Source organism: Streptomyces griseoflavus (assembly GCF_014649995.1).
GTDB classification, from domain to species: domain Bacteria; phylum Actinomycetota; class Actinomycetes; order Streptomycetales; family Streptomycetaceae; genus Streptomyces; species Streptomyces griseoflavus.
On sequence record NZ_BMUC01000001.1, the window covers coordinates 1,189,724 to 1,204,933 of the forward strand.

Annotated in this window: 13 protein-coding genes; 12 read left to right on the forward strand and 1 reads right to left on the reverse strand. The window is 72.3% G+C overall.

Annotated features, from left to right (window positions below; all coding sequences use genetic code 11):
* On the reverse strand, positions 1-1,166 hold a 1,166-nt coding region (locus IE172_RS05255), incomplete at its 3' end, for an MFS transporter (RefSeq protein ID WP_190095861.1).
* Positions 1,167-1,410: 244 nt separating this feature from the next.
* Here IE172_RS05255 and IE172_RS05260 point away from each other — a divergent pair.
* From IE172_RS05260 to IE172_RS05315, 12 genes are all read left to right on the forward strand, one after another.
* On the forward strand, positions 1,411-2,004 hold the full coding sequence (locus tag IE172_RS05260) for a TIGR03086 family metal-binding protein (protein WP_190095862.1): 594 nt from the start codon (positions 1,411-1,413) through the stop codon (positions 2,002-2,004).
* A 725-nt stretch (positions 2,005-2,729) separates the two neighbouring features.
* A complete protein-coding gene (locus IE172_RS05265; RefSeq protein ID WP_190095863.1) occupies positions 2,730-3,410 on the forward strand; it encodes a GntR family transcriptional regulator in 681 nt (226 codons plus the stop codon).
* On the forward strand, positions 3,407-4,315 hold the full coding sequence (locus IE172_RS05270) for a dihydrodipicolinate synthase family protein (RefSeq protein WP_190095864.1): 909 nt from the start codon (positions 3,407-3,409) through the stop codon (positions 4,313-4,315). The genes IE172_RS05265 and IE172_RS05270 overlap by 4 nt, the downstream gene beginning before the upstream one ends.
* Complete coding sequence (araD, locus tag IE172_RS05275) at positions 4,303-6,033, forward strand: L-arabinonate dehydratase (protein WP_190095865.1); 1,731 nt, start codon at positions 4,303-4,305, stop codon at positions 6,031-6,033. The genes IE172_RS05270 and araD overlap by 13 nt, the downstream gene beginning before the upstream one ends.
* 108 nt (positions 6,034-6,141) lie before the next feature.
* Complete coding sequence (locus tag IE172_RS05280; RefSeq protein WP_190095866.1) at positions 6,142-7,074, forward strand: carbohydrate ABC transporter permease; 933 nt, start codon at positions 6,142-6,144, stop codon at positions 7,072-7,074.
* Entirely contained in the window at positions 7,071-7,967 is an 897-nt protein-coding gene (locus tag IE172_RS05285; RefSeq protein WP_190095867.1) for a carbohydrate ABC transporter permease, read from the forward strand. The genes IE172_RS05280 and IE172_RS05285 overlap by 4 nt, the downstream gene beginning before the upstream one ends.
* The gene (locus tag IE172_RS05290) at positions 7,964-9,151 is read left to right on the forward strand and encodes a Gfo/Idh/MocA family protein (protein WP_190095868.1); all 1,188 of its coding nucleotides are present in this window, start codon (positions 7,964-7,966) and stop codon (positions 9,149-9,151) included. The genes IE172_RS05285 and IE172_RS05290 overlap by 4 nt, the downstream gene beginning before the upstream one ends.
* Complete coding sequence (locus tag IE172_RS05295; RefSeq protein ID WP_190095869.1) at positions 9,148-9,993, forward strand: DUF6807 domain-containing protein; 846 nt, start codon at positions 9,148-9,150, stop codon at positions 9,991-9,993. The genes IE172_RS05290 and IE172_RS05295 overlap by 4 nt, the downstream gene beginning before the upstream one ends.
* Positions 9,990-11,528 (forward strand): glycoside hydrolase family 43 protein, encoded by a 1,539-nt coding sequence (locus IE172_RS05300; RefSeq protein WP_190095870.1) that lies wholly within the window; start codon positions 9,990-9,992, stop codon positions 11,526-11,528. Before IE172_RS05295 ends, IE172_RS05300 begins: the two co-directional genes overlap by 4 nt.
* On the forward strand, positions 11,525-12,886 hold the full coding sequence (locus tag IE172_RS05305; RefSeq protein ID WP_190095871.1) for an ABC transporter substrate-binding protein: 1,362 nt from the start codon (positions 11,525-11,527) through the stop codon (positions 12,884-12,886). Before IE172_RS05300 ends, IE172_RS05305 begins: the two co-directional genes overlap by 4 nt.
* A gap of 150 nt (positions 12,887-13,036) precedes the next feature.
* A complete protein-coding gene (locus tag IE172_RS05310) occupies positions 13,037-13,852 on the forward strand; it encodes a rhamnogalacturonan acetylesterase (protein ID WP_190095872.1) in 816 nt (271 codons plus the stop codon).
* 16 nt (positions 13,853-13,868) lie between these two features.
* Positions 13,869-15,203, forward strand: a complete 1,335-nt coding sequence (locus IE172_RS05315; RefSeq protein ID WP_190095873.1) for a pectate lyase family protein — start codon at positions 13,869-13,871, stop codon at positions 15,201-15,203.
* Positions 15,204-15,210 lie beyond the last annotated feature (7 nt).

Below are 15,210 nucleotides of genomic sequence, written 5' to 3' on the forward strand. Positions count from 1 at the left end.
AGGGCCGCCGTCACCGCCAGGGCTCCCCCGGCCGCGGCGAGGAGCAGCCGGTGATCGAGGAGTTCGACCAGCGCCGCTCCCACCGCGAGACCGAGGACGTTCGGGGAGAAGACCACGGTGTTGGCGGTGGCGGTGGCCCGGCCCAGCAGCGGGGCCGGGGTCTCCTGCTGCACGGCGGTCAGCGTGGCGATCAGCACGGCGGGCAGCCCCACCCCGATCGCCGCGCTGCACACCCACGCCAGGACGTCGTCCGGCACCGCGCGCAGCGCCACCCCGGCGGAGAGCAGGACGATGCCGCAGGCGGCGAAACGCCGGGGGCCGAAACGGCGCAGCGCCGGGCCGGAGAGCAGACCGACGGCCACCGACCCCGCGCCCTGCACGGCGTACAGCACGCCGGCGTACGCGGGGGAGCGGCCGAGGTCCTCCACCACGGCGTAGATCAGCGCCCCGCTGAGGCCCGCGCAGAGCATCGTCGCGCCGCCCGCCAGGACGAGGGGGCGCAGGAGGGGATGGGACCGCAGATGGCGGGCGCCCTCGGCGGTCCGCTTCCGCCGGCCGCCGGACGGGGGCGCCGGCCTGTCCTCCCGTACGCGCAGCAGCGCGTACACCACGGCGGCCAGCAGGAAGGTGACCGCGTCCAGGAAGGCGACGGCCGCCCCGCCGTACGCCGTGTACAGGGCCGCGCCGGCGAGCGGGGCCAGCAGCTTCATGCCCTCGTTGGCGGTCATCCGCAGCCCGTTGAAGTCACCGAGCAGGGAGCGGTCCACGGCGGTGGCGATCAGTGCCGACTCCGCCGCGTCGTGGACCACGCCCGAAGCCCCGTATACGAACAGCACCGCGTAGAGGAGCCACAGCCCGCCCGGCGACCCGACGCCGCACAGGGTGAGCAGCAGCCCCGCCATGAGCAGGCTCGTGGCGATCAGCAGCGGTCTGCGGCGCACCCGGTCCGCGAGCGTTCCCAGCAGCGGGCCCGCCAGGGTCGGCGCCCACATCGCGAGCACGCACAGGGCGGCGAGTCCGTCCGAGCCGGTGAGGTCCTTGACCCACACCCCGGAGGCCAGCCACAGCGCGGAGGTGCCGAAACCGGAGATGACCACCCCCGTGAGGTAGAGGCCCGCGTTGCGGTCGCGCAGCACCCGGACCGTCGTCCATCGCGTCGTCGTCATGCCTGCTCATCGTGGTGCTGAGGCGGGGCGGCCCGCATCGGGCGGATGCCTTAGAGGACGGCCGCGCGTGGCGGCCGGCGGGCGCGGGCGGTACGTCATCCGGACCATGGAGGACGGGGGCGGCCGGTGCGGGCAACGGGGGCGGCCGGTGCGGGCCGGGACGGGAGCGACGCGGCGGCCGATGAGTTCCGCCACCGGGGCCGGTCCACCCCTGTGGCACACCACCGTCTCCCGGGAGCAGGTCATGACCGACACCACGCTCGACCTCGGACCGCAGACCCTCGTCGTGGCCCGTCTCGCCGAGGCCGTCACCGACGCGCACCTGGCGGATCCGACGCCCTGTCCGCGCTACGCCGTACGTCACCTGCTGGGTCACCTCCTCGGGCTGGCCGTGGCCTTCCGCGACGCCGGGCGGAAGGACCTGGGCGTCACCACCGACACCAGCCCGGACGCCGCCCTGCCGGACATCGGGCCGGGCTGGCGCGAGGACCTGCCCAAGGTGCTCGACGAACTCGCCGGGGCCTGGCGCGACCCGGCCGCCTGGACCGGCACGACCCGCGCGGGAGGGGTGGACCTGCCGGGCGGGGTCGCCGGCGCGGTCACCGCCGACGAACTGGTCGTCCACGGCTGGGACCTGGCCCGTGCCACCGGACAGCCGTACACCCCCGCCCCGGCCGCGTTGGAGGCCGCGCACGGGTTCCTCCTGGCCGCCGCCCAGGAGGGCGAGCGGGGCGAGGGCATCTTCGGCCCCGTCGTCCCCGTCCCGTCCGGCGCCCCGCTCCTGGACCGGACGATCGGCCTCAGCGGCCGGGACCCGGGCTGGACGCGGCCCGCGTAGCGAAGCGGCCGCCCGTCCGGACACGGGGGAGCGGCGGCCGGGAAACGCCACCGCGGCCTCCGCACCTCCCGCGCCCACCGTCGGCGCCCCCCGCAAACCGGACCAGACCGGTCCCGCTCCCGGTCACCTTCCCGTGCGGCGGGGCGCCGAGGCGTGGGCCGGTGCGGGATCCAGGAGGTTCGCCGAGTTGCGGCGGCACACGGACCGGCGCGCAGCTGCTCCGCGTGGATCTCCCGCCCGCACCCTCCCCTCTCCCGGCCCCGGCCGGCCGGCGCCCCCGTCGCGATCTCCGCGCCGGGTGCGGCGCCCCACGCGCGGCGTCACCCCTCTCACCTCAGACGACGTCGTCCATGACGCCGGGGCCCACGGGCTGCGCGCCGAGTGCGCGGACCGGGGTCTCACCCCCTCCGTGTGCCGCGCCCACCGGAGCCACGCCCGACGCCGGCCCCTGCCTCCGCACGGAGGGCACCGGAACACGTCGCGACAGCGAACGGTTCCGCCTCGTCCCCGAGGCCCCCGCCGGCCCGGCCCCGACCGCCTTCGGCGGCTCCGCCGCCCCGCCCGTGAGGGCCGCGCCCGCACCGTGTGACGCAACGACAAGTTCCTTTGTCGGAAGCATTGACGAAACTCCGGGCCCGCTCCTACGGTCATCCGCGTCGTACTTCGTACGTCATATATGAGACGCGATACGCGAGATCTGATCCCGCGACATCCGAGAGGCGCGCATGACCTCTGTGCCCACGCCGATCCCCTCACGCACGCAGTTCGTGCTGGAGGAGATCAAACGCCGCATCCTCACCGGCCGGTTCACACCGGGCCAGGCCCTGGTCGAGACCGACCTCGCCGCACAGTTCGGGGTGTCCAAGACCCCGGTGCGCGAGGCGCTCAAGACCCTGGCCGGCACGGGCCTGGTCGTGATGAGCCAGTACAAGGGCGTCACGGTGCGCATGGTCGACGCGGACATGGCGCGCGAGGTCTACGACGTGCGGCTGCTCCTCGAACCGGAGGCACTCAAGCGCGCCGTGTGCCGCGGAGCCTCCCTCGACGCCGCGCGTGCCGCGCTGACCCGGGCCGACGAGGCCACGGACACCGCGGAACGCTCCCTCGCCAACCGTGAGTTCCACCGCGCCCTCTACGTGCCGTGCGGCAACCCGCTGCTCGGCCGGATGCTCGACGAGGTCCGTGACCAGGCCGCTCTGGTCTCCGCCGTCGCCTGGGCCGCCGACCCCTCCTGGGAGCGGGAGGCCGGCGAGCACCGGGAGATCCTGCGGCTCGCCCTCGGCGGGGACGCGGACGGCGCGGCGCGCGCCCTGCACTCGCACATCGCGTCGTTCGTGCGACGGGCCTTCCCCGAAGCGGAGTTCGAGGCGGCCCCGGAAGCCCAGAAAGAGGACGGTCAGGCATGACAACGACGTTCGAGACCCAGCGGGCGGCCCTGGCCGACGTGGTGGCGATCCCGGTGACCCCGTTCGCCGAGGACGGCTCCGTCGACCCAGGCACCTACCGGGCCCTGCTGCGTCGTCTCCTCGACGGTGGCATCACCACCCTCACCCCCAACGGCAACACCGGAGAGTTCTACGCCCTCACCCCCGGAGAGCGCCGCCTGATCACCGAGCTGACCGTCGAGGAGGCCGGCGGCCGCGCGGCGATCCTGGTCGGCGTCGGCCACGACGTGCCCACCGCCGTCGACTCCGCGCGGCACGCGCGGGAACTCGGCGCGCAGATGGTGATGGTGCACCAGCCCGTCCACCCCTACGTCTCCCAGAGCGGCTGGGTCGACTACCACCGCGCCATCGCCGAGGCGGTGCCCGAGCTGGGCGTCGTCCCCTACATCCGCAACGACCGGCTCACCGGCGCCCGCCTCGCCGAACTCGCCGACGCCTGCCCCAACGTCATCGGCGTGAAGTACTCGGTGCCGGACGCGGCGCGCTTCGCCGCGTTCGCCCGGGACGCGGGAGTGGAACGGTTCGTGTGGGTGGCGGGGCTCGCCGAGCCGTACGCCCCCTCCTACTTCTCGGCCGGCGCCACCGGCTTCACCTCCGGCCTGGTCAACGTCGCCCCGTCCGTCTCGCTGAACATGATCGAGGCGCTGCGCTCCGGCGACTACCCGACCGCGATGAAGGTGTGGGAGCAGATCCGCCGCTTCGAGGAACTGCGCGCCGCCAACGGCTCCGCCAACAACGTCACCGTCGTCAAGGAAGCCCTCGCCTCCCTCGGCCTGTGCCGCCGGGAGGTCCGCCCGCCGAGCAGGCCGCTGCCCGAGAACGAGCGCGCCGAAGTCGCCTCCATCGCCGCCGGATGGTCCCTGTGAAGTCCCCCGAACAGCTCCGCAGCCACCAGTGGTACGGCACCGACGGACTGCGCTCCTTCAGCCACCGCGCCCGCACCCGCCAGCTCGGCTACCTGCCCGAGGAGCACCTGGGCAAGCCCGTCATCGCGATCCTCAACACCTGGTCCGACATCAACCCCTGCCACGTCCACCTGCGCGACCGGGCGCAGGCCGTCAAGCGGGGCGTGTGGCAGGCCGGCGGCTTCCCCCTCGAGTTCCCCGTCTCCACCCTCAGTGAGACCTTCCAGAAGCCGACCCCCATGCTCTACCGCAACCTCCTCTCCCTGGAGACCGAGGAGCTGCTGCGGTCCTACCCGGTCGACGGGGCCGTGCTGATGGGCGGCTGCGACAAGTCCACCCCGGCGCTGCTGATGGGCGCCGCCAGCGCCGACCTGCCCACCGTGTTCGTGCCGGCCGGACCCATGCTGCCCGGGCACTGGCGGGGCGAGACGCTCGGTTCCGGCACCGACATGTGGAAGTACTGGGACGACAAGCGGGCCGGTGTCATCGGCGACTGCGAGATGCAGGAACTGGAGAGCGGCCTGGCCCGCTCACCCGGCCACTGCATGACGATGGGCACGGCCTCCACGCTGACCGCCGCCGCCGAGGCCCTCGGCGTCACCGTCCCGGGCGCCTCCAGCATCCCGGCCATCGACTCCGGGCACGACCGGATGGCCGCCAGGGCCGGCATGACCGCCGTCGACCTGGTCCACAAGGACCGGAAGCTGAGCGACATCCTCACCGCCGACGCCTTCGAGGACGCGGTCACCACCGTCCTCGGACTCGGCGGGTCCACCAACGCCGTCATCCATCTGATCGCCATGGCCGGACGCGCCGGGGTGAAGCTCACCCTCGACGACTTCGACCGTGTCGCCCGCACCGTCCCGGTGCTGGCCAACGTCCGCCCCGGCGGACAGAAGTACCTGATGGAGGACTTCCACTTCGCGGGCGGACTGCCCGGCTTCCTCTCCCGCATCCCCGATCTGCTCCACCTGGACCGGCCCACCGTCTGCCACGACACCCTGCGCGAGCAGATCGCCGGCGCGCGGGTGCACGACGACGACGTCATCCGCACCCGCGACAACCCGGTCGCGGACGAGGGCGGAGTCGCCGTCCTGCGCGGCAACCTCTGCCCGGACGGCGCCGTCATCAAGCACATCGCCGCCGAACCGCACCTGCTGAAGCACACCGGTCGCGCCGTCGTCTTCGACGACTACAAGCAGATGCAGCGGACCATCGACGACCCCGCCCTGAACATCACCGCGGACAGCGTGCTGGTGCTGCGGGGCTCCGGCCCCAAGGGCGGCCCGGGCATGCCCGAGTACGGGATGCTGCCGCTCCCCGACCACCTGCTCAAGCAGGGTGTGCGGGACATGGTGCGGATCTCCGACGCCCGCATGAGCGGGACCAGTTACGGAGCGTGCGTGCTGCACGTCGCCCCCGAGTCCCACGTCGGCGGGCCGCTGGCCCTGGTGCGCACCGGCGACACGATCACCCTCGACGTCGACAGCCGCGTGCTCCATCTCCACGTCGACGACGAGGAGCTGAAGCGGCGCAGGGCACGGTGGACACCGCCGCCCGCCCGCCACGAACGCGGCTACGGCGCCCTCTACGACGACCAGATCACCCAGGCCGACACCGGCTGCGACTTCGAGTTCCTCGCCCGTCCGGGCACGGTCCAGGACCCCTACGCGGGCTGACCCGCCGGATCCGGGCGGGCTCCCGCACACCCGCGAAGAAAGCGCTTCCACACCAGAGCTCGACGGCTCACGCACCGCACAGCACGTACCGAGAAACGGAGAACAGTCATGGCCCAAGCCGCAGCCGTGGCGAAACCGCCCACGCCACCCCGGCGGCGCCGTGCCTCCGCCACGCCCCGCAGGCTCCCCTACCTGCTGATCGCGCCGGCCGCCCTGCTCATGCTGGGGTTCATCGCCTACCCGGTCCTCAGCGTCTTCTACTACAGCCTGCAGGACTACAACCCCACCAAGCCCTGGCGGAACGGCTTCGCGGGCTTCGGCAACTTCACCCGCATCTTCACCGAGGACCCGCTGTTCTGGGACACCCTCGTCTTCAGCGCCAAGTGGGTGTTCGTCGAGGTCGGCCTGCAACTGCTGTTCGGCCTCGCCCTCGCCCTCATCGTCAACCAGACCTTCGTCGGCCGGGCCCTCGGCCGCGCCCTGGTCTTCTCACCGTGGGCCGTCTCCGGCGTGCTGACCTCCGCGATCTGGGTGCTGCTCTACAACTCCCAGACCGGCATCACCCGTTACCTCGCGGACATGGGCATCGGCGACTACGGCGTCAGCTGGCTGTCCGACACGTCCACCGTCTTCCCGGCCGTGGTCGTCGCCGACCTGTGGCGCGGTGTCCCCTTCTTCGCCATCCTCATCCTCGCCGACCTCCAGTCCGTCTCCAGGGACCTGTACGAGGCCGCCGAGGTCGACGGGGCCAGCCGCTTCAAGCAGTTCCTCCACATCACCCTGCCCCACCTGAAGGACGCCATCATCCTGTCCACCCTGCTGCGCGCGGTGTGGGAGTTCAACAACGTCGACCTGCTCTACACGCTGACCGGCGGCGGACCGGCGGGCGAGACCACGACCCTGCCGCTCTACATCGCCAACACATCAGTGGACGCACACGACTTCGGCTACGCGTCGGCCCTGACGACGGTCGCCTTCGTGATCCTGCTCTTCTGCTCGATGGTCTACCTGCGGCTGAGCAAGTTCGGAGGCGAGAAGTGATCACCAAGGAAGCCACCGCGGCCGCCCCCGCGCCCCCGCGCACCGCCCCCGAGCCCCCGCGTCCGGCGAAGAGGCGCCGGGCCTGGGACGAGGCACCCCGCTGGCAGATCTACCTGCCGCTCGGCATCTACCTCGTCTTCACCCTCATCCCCTTCTACTGGATCCTGCTCTTCGCGCTCCGCCCCGCCGGCTCCACCTCGCTGGTGCCCTGGCCGATGACCACCGTCCACTTCGAGAAGGTCTGGACGGACCGCGGTTTCGGCACCTTCTTCTACAACAGCGTGCTGGTCGGCGTCGTCACCCTGCTCATGACGACCCTGGTCGCGCTGGCCGGCGGCTACGCGCTCGCCCGCTTCGACTTCAAGGTCAAGCGCGGGTTCATGCTGGCCCTGCTCTGCTCCCAGTTCGTGCCCGGCGCGCTGCTCCTGGTCCCGCTGTTCGAGATCTTCGCCGGCCTGCAGATGATCAACTCCCTGATCAGCGTCATCATCGCCGAGACGGTCTTCCAGCTCCCCCTGTCGATGATCCTGATCAGCAACTTCATCAAGAACGTGCCGTACTCCCTGGAGGAGGCCGCCTGGGTCGACGGCTGCAACCGGTTCAGGGCCTTCCGGGTGGTCGTCCTGCCGCTGCTGCGGCCCGGTCTGATCGCCGTCGGCTCCTTCGCCTTCGTCCACTCCTGGAACCACTTCCTGTTCGCCCTGATGTTCCTCAACAACCAGGAGAAGCAGACCATCCCGGTCGGCCTCAACACCCTGATGAGCGCGGACAGCGTCGACCTCGGCGCACTCGCCGCGGGCGGCATCATCGCGGCCGTCCCCGTGGTGATCGTGTTCGCCTTCATCCAGAAGTGGCTGATCACCGGGTTCAGCGCGGGGGCGGTGAAGGGATGACCGCGACCGGCCGGCGGCCGGCGTCCGCCCCGCCCCTCCCCGTCGTCCTCGCCGGTGCCCGCGGCCACGGCCGCTGGCACGTCGAGAACATCCGCCGGCTCCAGGAGAAGGGAGTCGTCACGCTGGCCGGCATCTGTGAGCTCACCCCGCTCACCGAGGACGAGTTCGGCGGGAAACTCCCCGAGCAGTCGTCCGACTTCGGGGCGCTCCTCGACTCCACCGGCGCCCGCGTCGCGGTCATCTGCACCCCGATCCCCACCCACACCGACCTCGCCCTCACCGCCGCCGCCCAGGGTGTGCACATCCTGCTGGAGAAGCCGCCGGCACCGTCGTACGCGGAGTTCCGGCGGATGGCCGACGGGGTCGCCGCGGCCGGTGTCGCCTGCCAGATCGGCTTCCAGTCGCTGGGCTCGCACGCCGTGCCCGCGATCCGCGGGCTGGTCGCCGAGGGCGCCGTCGGCCGGGTGGCCGGCATCGGCGGGGCCGGCGCCTGGGTGCGGCCCGAGGCGTACTTCCGGCGGGCACCCTGGGCGGGCCGGCGCCGGCTGAACGGCGTCGACGTGATCGACGGGGCGCTCACCAACCCCCTCGCCCACGCCGTCGCCACCGCCCTCGCCCTCGGCGACAGCACGCGCGCCGAGGACGTCGCCGGCATCGAGACCGAGCTGCTGCGCGCCAACGACATCGAGTCCGACGACACCTCCTGCGTACGCGTCACCACCACGCGGGGCGGTTCGGTCACCGTCGCCGTGACGCTGTGCGCGGAGCGGGCGGACGAGCCGTACGTCATGGTGCACGGCACCAGCGGCCGGATCACCTTCTGGTACAAGCAGGACCGCGTCCTGCTCCAGCGCGCCGGCCACGGCCCGGAGGAGACCCGGTACGGCCGCACCGACCTGCTGGAGAACCTCGTCGCCCACCTCACCGACGGCACGCCCCTGCTGGTCACCCCGGACGGGACGGGCGCCTTCATGCAGGTCGTCGAGGCGATCCGGAAGGCCCCCGACCCGGCCCCGCTGCCCGCGAGCGCCTGGCAGCGCGTCCCCGGCGAGGACCGCCGGGTCGTGCCGGGCATCGACGGCCTGGTCGCGGCGGCCGCCGACACCCTGTCCCTCTACTCCGAGCTGGGCGCCCCCTGGGCGCTGCCCGCCCACCACCTGCCGAAAGAGGTGAGCACCCGATGACCGGACACGACGTCGTGGTGCTGCGCGTCGCGGGCCGGCCCGTCGGCCGGTACGTCACCCGGCCCGAACTGCCGGCCCGGCTCTCCCCGCGACCGTACCTGCACCCCGTCACCACCCTGGGCGGCACGGCCGTCACCGAACTGAGCCCGGCCGACCACGCACACCACCTCGGCGTCGGTGTCGCCGTCCCCGACGTCGAGGGGTTCAACTTCTGGGGCGGACGCACCTACGTCCGCGATCAGGGACCCACCGAGCTGGACAACCACGGCTCCCAGCGGCACACCGCCTACCAGCTGCGCGACCCCGACGGGTTCGTCGAGGAGCTGCGCTGGACGGCCGAGCCCGGCGAACTGCTGCGCGAGCGCCGCACGGTCGCCGCCACCGGACTCACCGACACCGCCTGGGCGCTGGACCTCACCTTCTCCCTCACCAACACCACGCCCGGCCCGCTGTCCCTCGGCAGCCCCGCCACCAACGGCCGCCCGGGAGCCGCCTACGGGGGCTTCTTCTGGCGGGCCCGCAAGGAGGAGACGGCCCCGGACGTCTTCACCGCCCACGCCGAGGGCGTGGACGAGGTCCACGGCAGGACCGCCGACTGGATCGCCCTCGCCGGATCCACCTGGACCCTGGTCTTCGCCGGGGTCACCGCACCGACCCGGCAGGACCCCTGGTTCGTCCGCACCGCCGAGTACCCCGGCGTCGGCTCCTCCCTGGCCCACGACGCCCGGCTGCCCGTCCCGCCCGGGGAGACCGTGGTCCGCCGGATCGTCACCGTCGTCGCCGACGGCCGGCTCACCCGGGACGAGGCCGCGGCCCTGGTCCGCAAGGCGGTGACCGCGTGAGCGCCGACCCGACGGACACCACCTACCGCAACCCGGTCCTGAACGCCGACTGGTCCGACCCCGACGTGATCCGCGTCGGTGACGACTTCTACCTGACCGCCTCCAGCTTCGGCCGCGCCCCCGGACTGCCCCTGCTGCACTCCCGCGACCTGGTCAACTGGACCCTCGTCGGCCACGCACTCCAACGCCTCGAACCCGAAGCGGAGTTCACCACGCCCCGGCACGACTGCGGGGTCTGGGCGCCCGCCCTGCGCCACCACGACGACCGCTTCTGGATCTTCTGGGGCGACCCCGACCAGGGCGTCTTCCAGGTCAACGCCCCCGAGATCCGCGGTCCGTGGACCGAGCCGCTGCTGGTGAAGGCGGGCAAGGGCCTCATCGACCCCTGCCCGCTGTGGGACGACGAGACCGGCGAGGCGTACCTCGTGCACGGCTGGGCCAAGTCCCGCTCCGGTGTCAAGAACCGCCTCACCGGCCACCGGATGCACCCGCACGGCACCGAACTCCTCGACGAGGGCCGGGTGATCGTCGACGGCGACCGCCTCCCCGGCTGGTTCACCCTGGAAGGGCCCAAGCTCTACCGGCACGACGGCTGGTTCTGGATCCTCGCCCCGGCCGGGGGAGTGGAGACCGGCTGGCAGGGCGCCTTCCGCTCCCGCGCGTTCTTCGGCCCGTACGAGGAGAAGGTCGTCCTCGAACAGAAGGACACCGACGTCAACGGCCCCCACCAGGGCGGCTGGGTGCGCACCCCGTCCGGCGAGGACTGGTTCCTGCACTTCCAGCAGCGCGGCGCGTACGGACGGGTCGTGCACCTGCAGCCGATGCGCTGGGACGCCGGGGGCTGGCCGGTGCTCGGCGACGACGGCGCCCCCGTCGCCGAGCACCGCCGCCCGGACCTGCCCCCGCAGCCACCCGCCGCGCCCGCCACCGACGACGACTTCCCCGGCGGACGCCACGGCCGGCAGTGGCAGTGGACCGCCAACCCCAGGGACGGCTTCGCCACCCAGCACTCCGGCGACGGACTGCGGCTCACCTGCGTCCGCTCGGCCGACGCGCACGACCTGCGCAAACTGCCCAACGTCCTCACCCAGCGGCTGCCCGGCACCCCGTGCACCGTCGAGGTGGAGCTGCGGCTCGACAGCGAGGAACCTGGCGCCCGCGCGGGGCTCACGGTCCTCGGGGACGCCTACCGCTGGATCGGACTCCAGCGGGACACGGACGGCACGGTGCACCTGGTGCACCGGTTCGCCGAGACGGCCGCGGAGGGGGAACGGGACGCCGATCGTCCGCGGCCCGCTCCGGACGGCCGGGCACTGCTGCGCATCGACATCGACGACGGTGCGCGCTGCCGCTTCTCGTACGACACCGGGGACGGCCCGCGCCCCTCCGGTCAGGTCTTCGCCGCCACGCCATGGCGCTGGGTCGGTGCCCTGCTCGGTCTGGTCGCCCTGGCGCCCTCCGGCCAGGGACACGCCGGCACCGCCACGTTCACCCAGTTCAGGATCAGTATCCAGAAGAAGAGAGCCGACCAATGAAGATCAGCATTCTCGCACACAGCGCCGGAAGAGGCCGCCGCACCTCGGCCGCCGTCGCCCTCGGGGCCGTGCTCGCCCTGACCGCCACCGCCTGCGGGGACGACGGCAGCGGCGCGGGCGGCGACGGCGCCGAGGGCAGCGGCAAGGGCAAGATCGTCTTCTGGGACAACAACGGCGGTGTCCGTACCGACATCTGGAAGCAGATCATCGCCGACTTCGAGAAGGCCAACCCGGACATCGATGTCCAGTACGTCGGCATCGCCTCCACCGAGTACCAGTCCAAGGTCGACACCGCCATCCAGGCCGACGGCCTGCCGGACGTCGGCGGCATCAGCGCCTCGATGCTCGCGGGCTTCGCCGCGCAGGGCGCGCTCGACCCGCTGGACGACCGGCTGGAGGGGTCGTCCCTCAACGGCAAGCTCAACAAGGACCTGGTCGAGTCGCTGCGGGCGGCCGGCGGCGGTGACGACAAGCTGTACTCCGTGCCGACCTCCGCCAACAACGGTGTCCTCTACTACCGCACCGACCTGTTCGAGAAGGCGGGCCTGGAGGAGCCGACCACCTGGGAGCGGTTCTTCGAGGCGGCGGAGAAGCTCACCGACAAGGGCGGCAACAAGTTCGGGTACACCATCCGCGGCGGCTCCGGCTCCATCGCCCAGGCGCTGGACGCGATGTACGGGCAGTCCGGCATCACCTCGTTCTGGGACGCCACCGGCAAGAAGACGACGGTCAACGACCCGAAGAACGTCGAGGCGCTGGAGAAGTACGCGGCCCTGTTCAAGAAGGTCACCCCCGCCGCCGACCTCAACAACGACTTCACCAAGATGGTCGCGCAGTGGGACTCCGGCGAGATCGGCATGCTGAACCACAACCTGGGTTCGTACCAGGACCACGTGAAGGCGCTCGGTGCCGACAAGTTCCGGGGCATACCGCAGCCCGTCGGGCCCGACGGCAAGCGTGTGCAGGTCTCCAACCCGGTCGACGGCGTCGGCCTGTTCAAGAGCTCCAAGAACAAGGAGGCCGCCTGGAAGTTCATCGAGTTCGCCACCTCGGCGGAGTCCAGCTCCAAGTTCAACGAGTCGGCGGGGCAGGTGCCGGCGCACCTGGACGCGGCGAAGGCCGACTGGATCGCGAAGGCCGAGCCCACGAAGCTGGCGGCGGACGCGCTGACCGACGGGTCGACGACCATCGTGCAGCTGCCGTACTACCTGCCGGACTGGAACACCCTGTCCAAGGCGGAGAGCGAGCCGAACTTCCAGAAGGTGCTGCTCGGGGACATGAGCGCGAAGGACTTCCTGGACGGTCTGGCCGAGAAGCTGAACGAGGCCCAGGCCGAGTGGGACGAGCAGATGGGCTGACCGGCGCCCTCGCGGTGGGGCGGCCCGTGGTTCCCGGGCCGCGGGCCGCCCCACGGCCGGCCGGGCATCGCCCCGGCCCCGCGCCCCCGGGCACCGGTACAGCCCCGCCCCAGGCGGGTTCGTCCCCACTCAGTCGAAAGGGCCACCGGCGTGTCGCTCAGCCGCAGACAGGTGACGTCCGCTGCCGTCGCTTCCCTCCCCCTGGCGTTCGCCGCGACCGGCGCCGCCCATGCCGGTGGACGCCGGCACCGCACCCTCCACATCGCCGGTGACTCCACCGCGGCCCAGAAGTACGCCGACGCCGCCCCCGAGACGGGGTGGGGCACGGCGTTGCCGTTCCTCCTGCACCGGCATCTCGGCGTCGCCAACCACGCCGTGAACGGGCGGAGTTCGAAGAGCTTCGTCGACGAGGGTCGGCTGGGGCCGATCCTCGACGCGATCCGGCCCGGCGACCTCCTGCTCGTCCAGTTCGCGCACAACGACGAGAAGACCGCCGATCCCACCCGGTACACCGAGCCCTGGACGACGTACCAGGAGTACCTGCGGAGGTACCTCGACGGGGCGCGGGCCCGGGGTGCCCGGCCCGTGCTGGCCACCGCCGTGGAGCGGCGGCGGTTCGACGCGGACGGACGGGCCCTGCCCAGCCACGGGGAGTACCCGGCGGCGATGCGGGCGCTGGCCCGTCGGGAACGGGTCCCGCTGCTCGACGTCCAGGCGCTGTCGCTGGCGCTGTGGCAGGAGCTCGGGGCCGAGGAGACCAAGAAGTACTTCAACTGGACGGCGTCCGAGCAGGACAACACGCACTTCAATCCGCCGGGGGCCATCGCCGTGGCGCGGCTGGTCGCCCGGGAGCTGCTGCGCACCCGCGTGCTGGCACCGCGCGACGTGCGGCGGCTGGACGCGGAGATCCCTCCGGCGTGGATCACCTGGCCGGAACCCGTCGTGCAAGACCCCTGGACCACGTGAAAAGGAGAGCCGCACCATGAACGGAACTGCATGGCATGGGCATGGCATGGTGAGAGCCGCCTCGCTGGCCGGCTGCACCGCCCTCGTCCTGGCCCTGACCGGCACGGGCGCCCAGGCGCACTCCCCGTCGCACCACCACCGTGACCCCGCCCGGCAGACACTGGCCGCGGGCGACGGCTGGGCCTCCCACGGCACCGGCACCACCGGAGGCGCCGCCGCCGACCGCGAGCACGTGTACACCGTGCGCACCTGGGCCGAGTTCAAGGCGGCCCTGGCGAACGGCGGGGACGCCCCGAAGATCATCAAGGTGAAGGGGACCATCGACGCGGTCTCCGAGGGCTGCGAGGCGTTCGCCGCGCCCGGCTACGACTTCGACGCCTACCTGGAGGCGTACGCGCCGGAGACCTGGGGCCTGGAGCAGGACCTGAGCGCCGAGCCGGACGGCAGCCCGGAGGGGCTGCGCAGGGCCTCCGCCGCCGCCCAGGACACCGCCATCAAGGCGAACGTCCCCTCCAACACCACGATCATCGGTGTCGGCCGGAACGCCGGCCTCAAGGGCGCCAGCCTGCAGATCAAGGGCGTGGACAACGTCATCGTCCGCAACCTCACCCTGGAGAGCCCGCTCGACTGCTTCCCGCAGTGGGACCCGACCGACGGCGACAAGGGCAACTGGAACTCCGAGTACGACACCGCCGTCGTGTACGGCTCCACCCACGTCTGGCTGGACCACAACACGTTCACCGACGGCGAGCACCCCGACAGCGAGGCACCCACCCACTTCGGCATGCTCTACCAGCAGCACGACGGAGAGCTGGACATCGTCCGGGGCGCCGACCACGTCACCGCCTCCTGGAACGTCTTCACCGAGCACGACAAGACGATCCTCATCGGCAACAGCGACAGCGAGTCCACCGCCGCCGGCGACCGGGGCAAGCTGAAGGCGACCTTCCACCACAACCTGTTCTCCGGACTGGTCGAGCGCGCGCCGCGCGTCCGCTTCGGACAGGTCGACGTCTACAACAACCACTTCGTCGCCGAGGCCGGCTACTCCTACAGCTTCGGCATCGGCAAGGAGTCCCAGCTCGTCGCCGAGCACAACGCGTTCACCCTGGCGAAGGGCATCAGCCCGGCCAAGATCCTCAAGCGGTGGAACGACTCACCCCTCACCGCCCGGCACAACACCGTCAACGGCAAGCGGACCGACCTGATCGCCGCGCACAACGCGGAGCTCCCCGGCACCCCCCTGCGGTCCGGCGCCGGCTGGACGCCCACCCTGCGCACCGCGGTCCACCCCGCCCAGGCGGTCCCGGCCCTGGTCAAGCACGGCGCGGGGGCCGGCCGTCTCGGCTGACCCCGTC

What these genes read in the sequence shown, in the direction of transcription:
- IE172_RS05265 (WP_190095863.1), top strand. Translation starts at nt 2,730, where the DNA reads ATGACCTCTGTGCCCACGCCGATCCCCTCACGCACGCAGTTCGTGCTG.
- IE172_RS05260 (WP_190095862.1), top strand. Translation starts at nt 1,411, where the DNA reads ATGACCGACACCACGCTCGACCTCGGACCGCAGACCCTCGTCGTGGCC.
- IE172_RS05315 (WP_190095873.1), top strand. Translation starts at nt 13,869, where the DNA reads ATGAACGGAACTGCATGGCATGGGCATGGCATGGTGAGAGCCGCCTCG.
- IE172_RS05290 (WP_190095868.1), top strand. Translation starts at nt 7,964, where the DNA reads ATGACCGCGACCGGCCGGCGGCCGGCGTCCGCCCCGCCCCTCCCCGTC.
- IE172_RS05270 (WP_190095864.1), top strand. Translation starts at nt 3,407, where the DNA reads ATGACAACGACGTTCGAGACCCAGCGGGCGGCCCTGGCCGACGTGGTG.
- IE172_RS05280 (WP_190095866.1), top strand. Translation starts at nt 6,142, where the DNA reads ATGGCCCAAGCCGCAGCCGTGGCGAAACCGCCCACGCCACCCCGGCGG.
- IE172_RS05295 (WP_190095869.1), top strand. Translation starts at nt 9,148, where the DNA reads ATGACCGGACACGACGTCGTGGTGCTGCGCGTCGCGGGCCGGCCCGTC.
- IE172_RS05305 (WP_190095871.1), top strand. Translation starts at nt 11,525, where the DNA reads ATGAAGATCAGCATTCTCGCACACAGCGCCGGAAGAGGCCGCCGCACC.
- araD (WP_190095865.1), top strand. Translation starts at nt 4,303, where the DNA reads ATGGTCCCTGTGAAGTCCCCCGAACAGCTCCGCAGCCACCAGTGGTAC.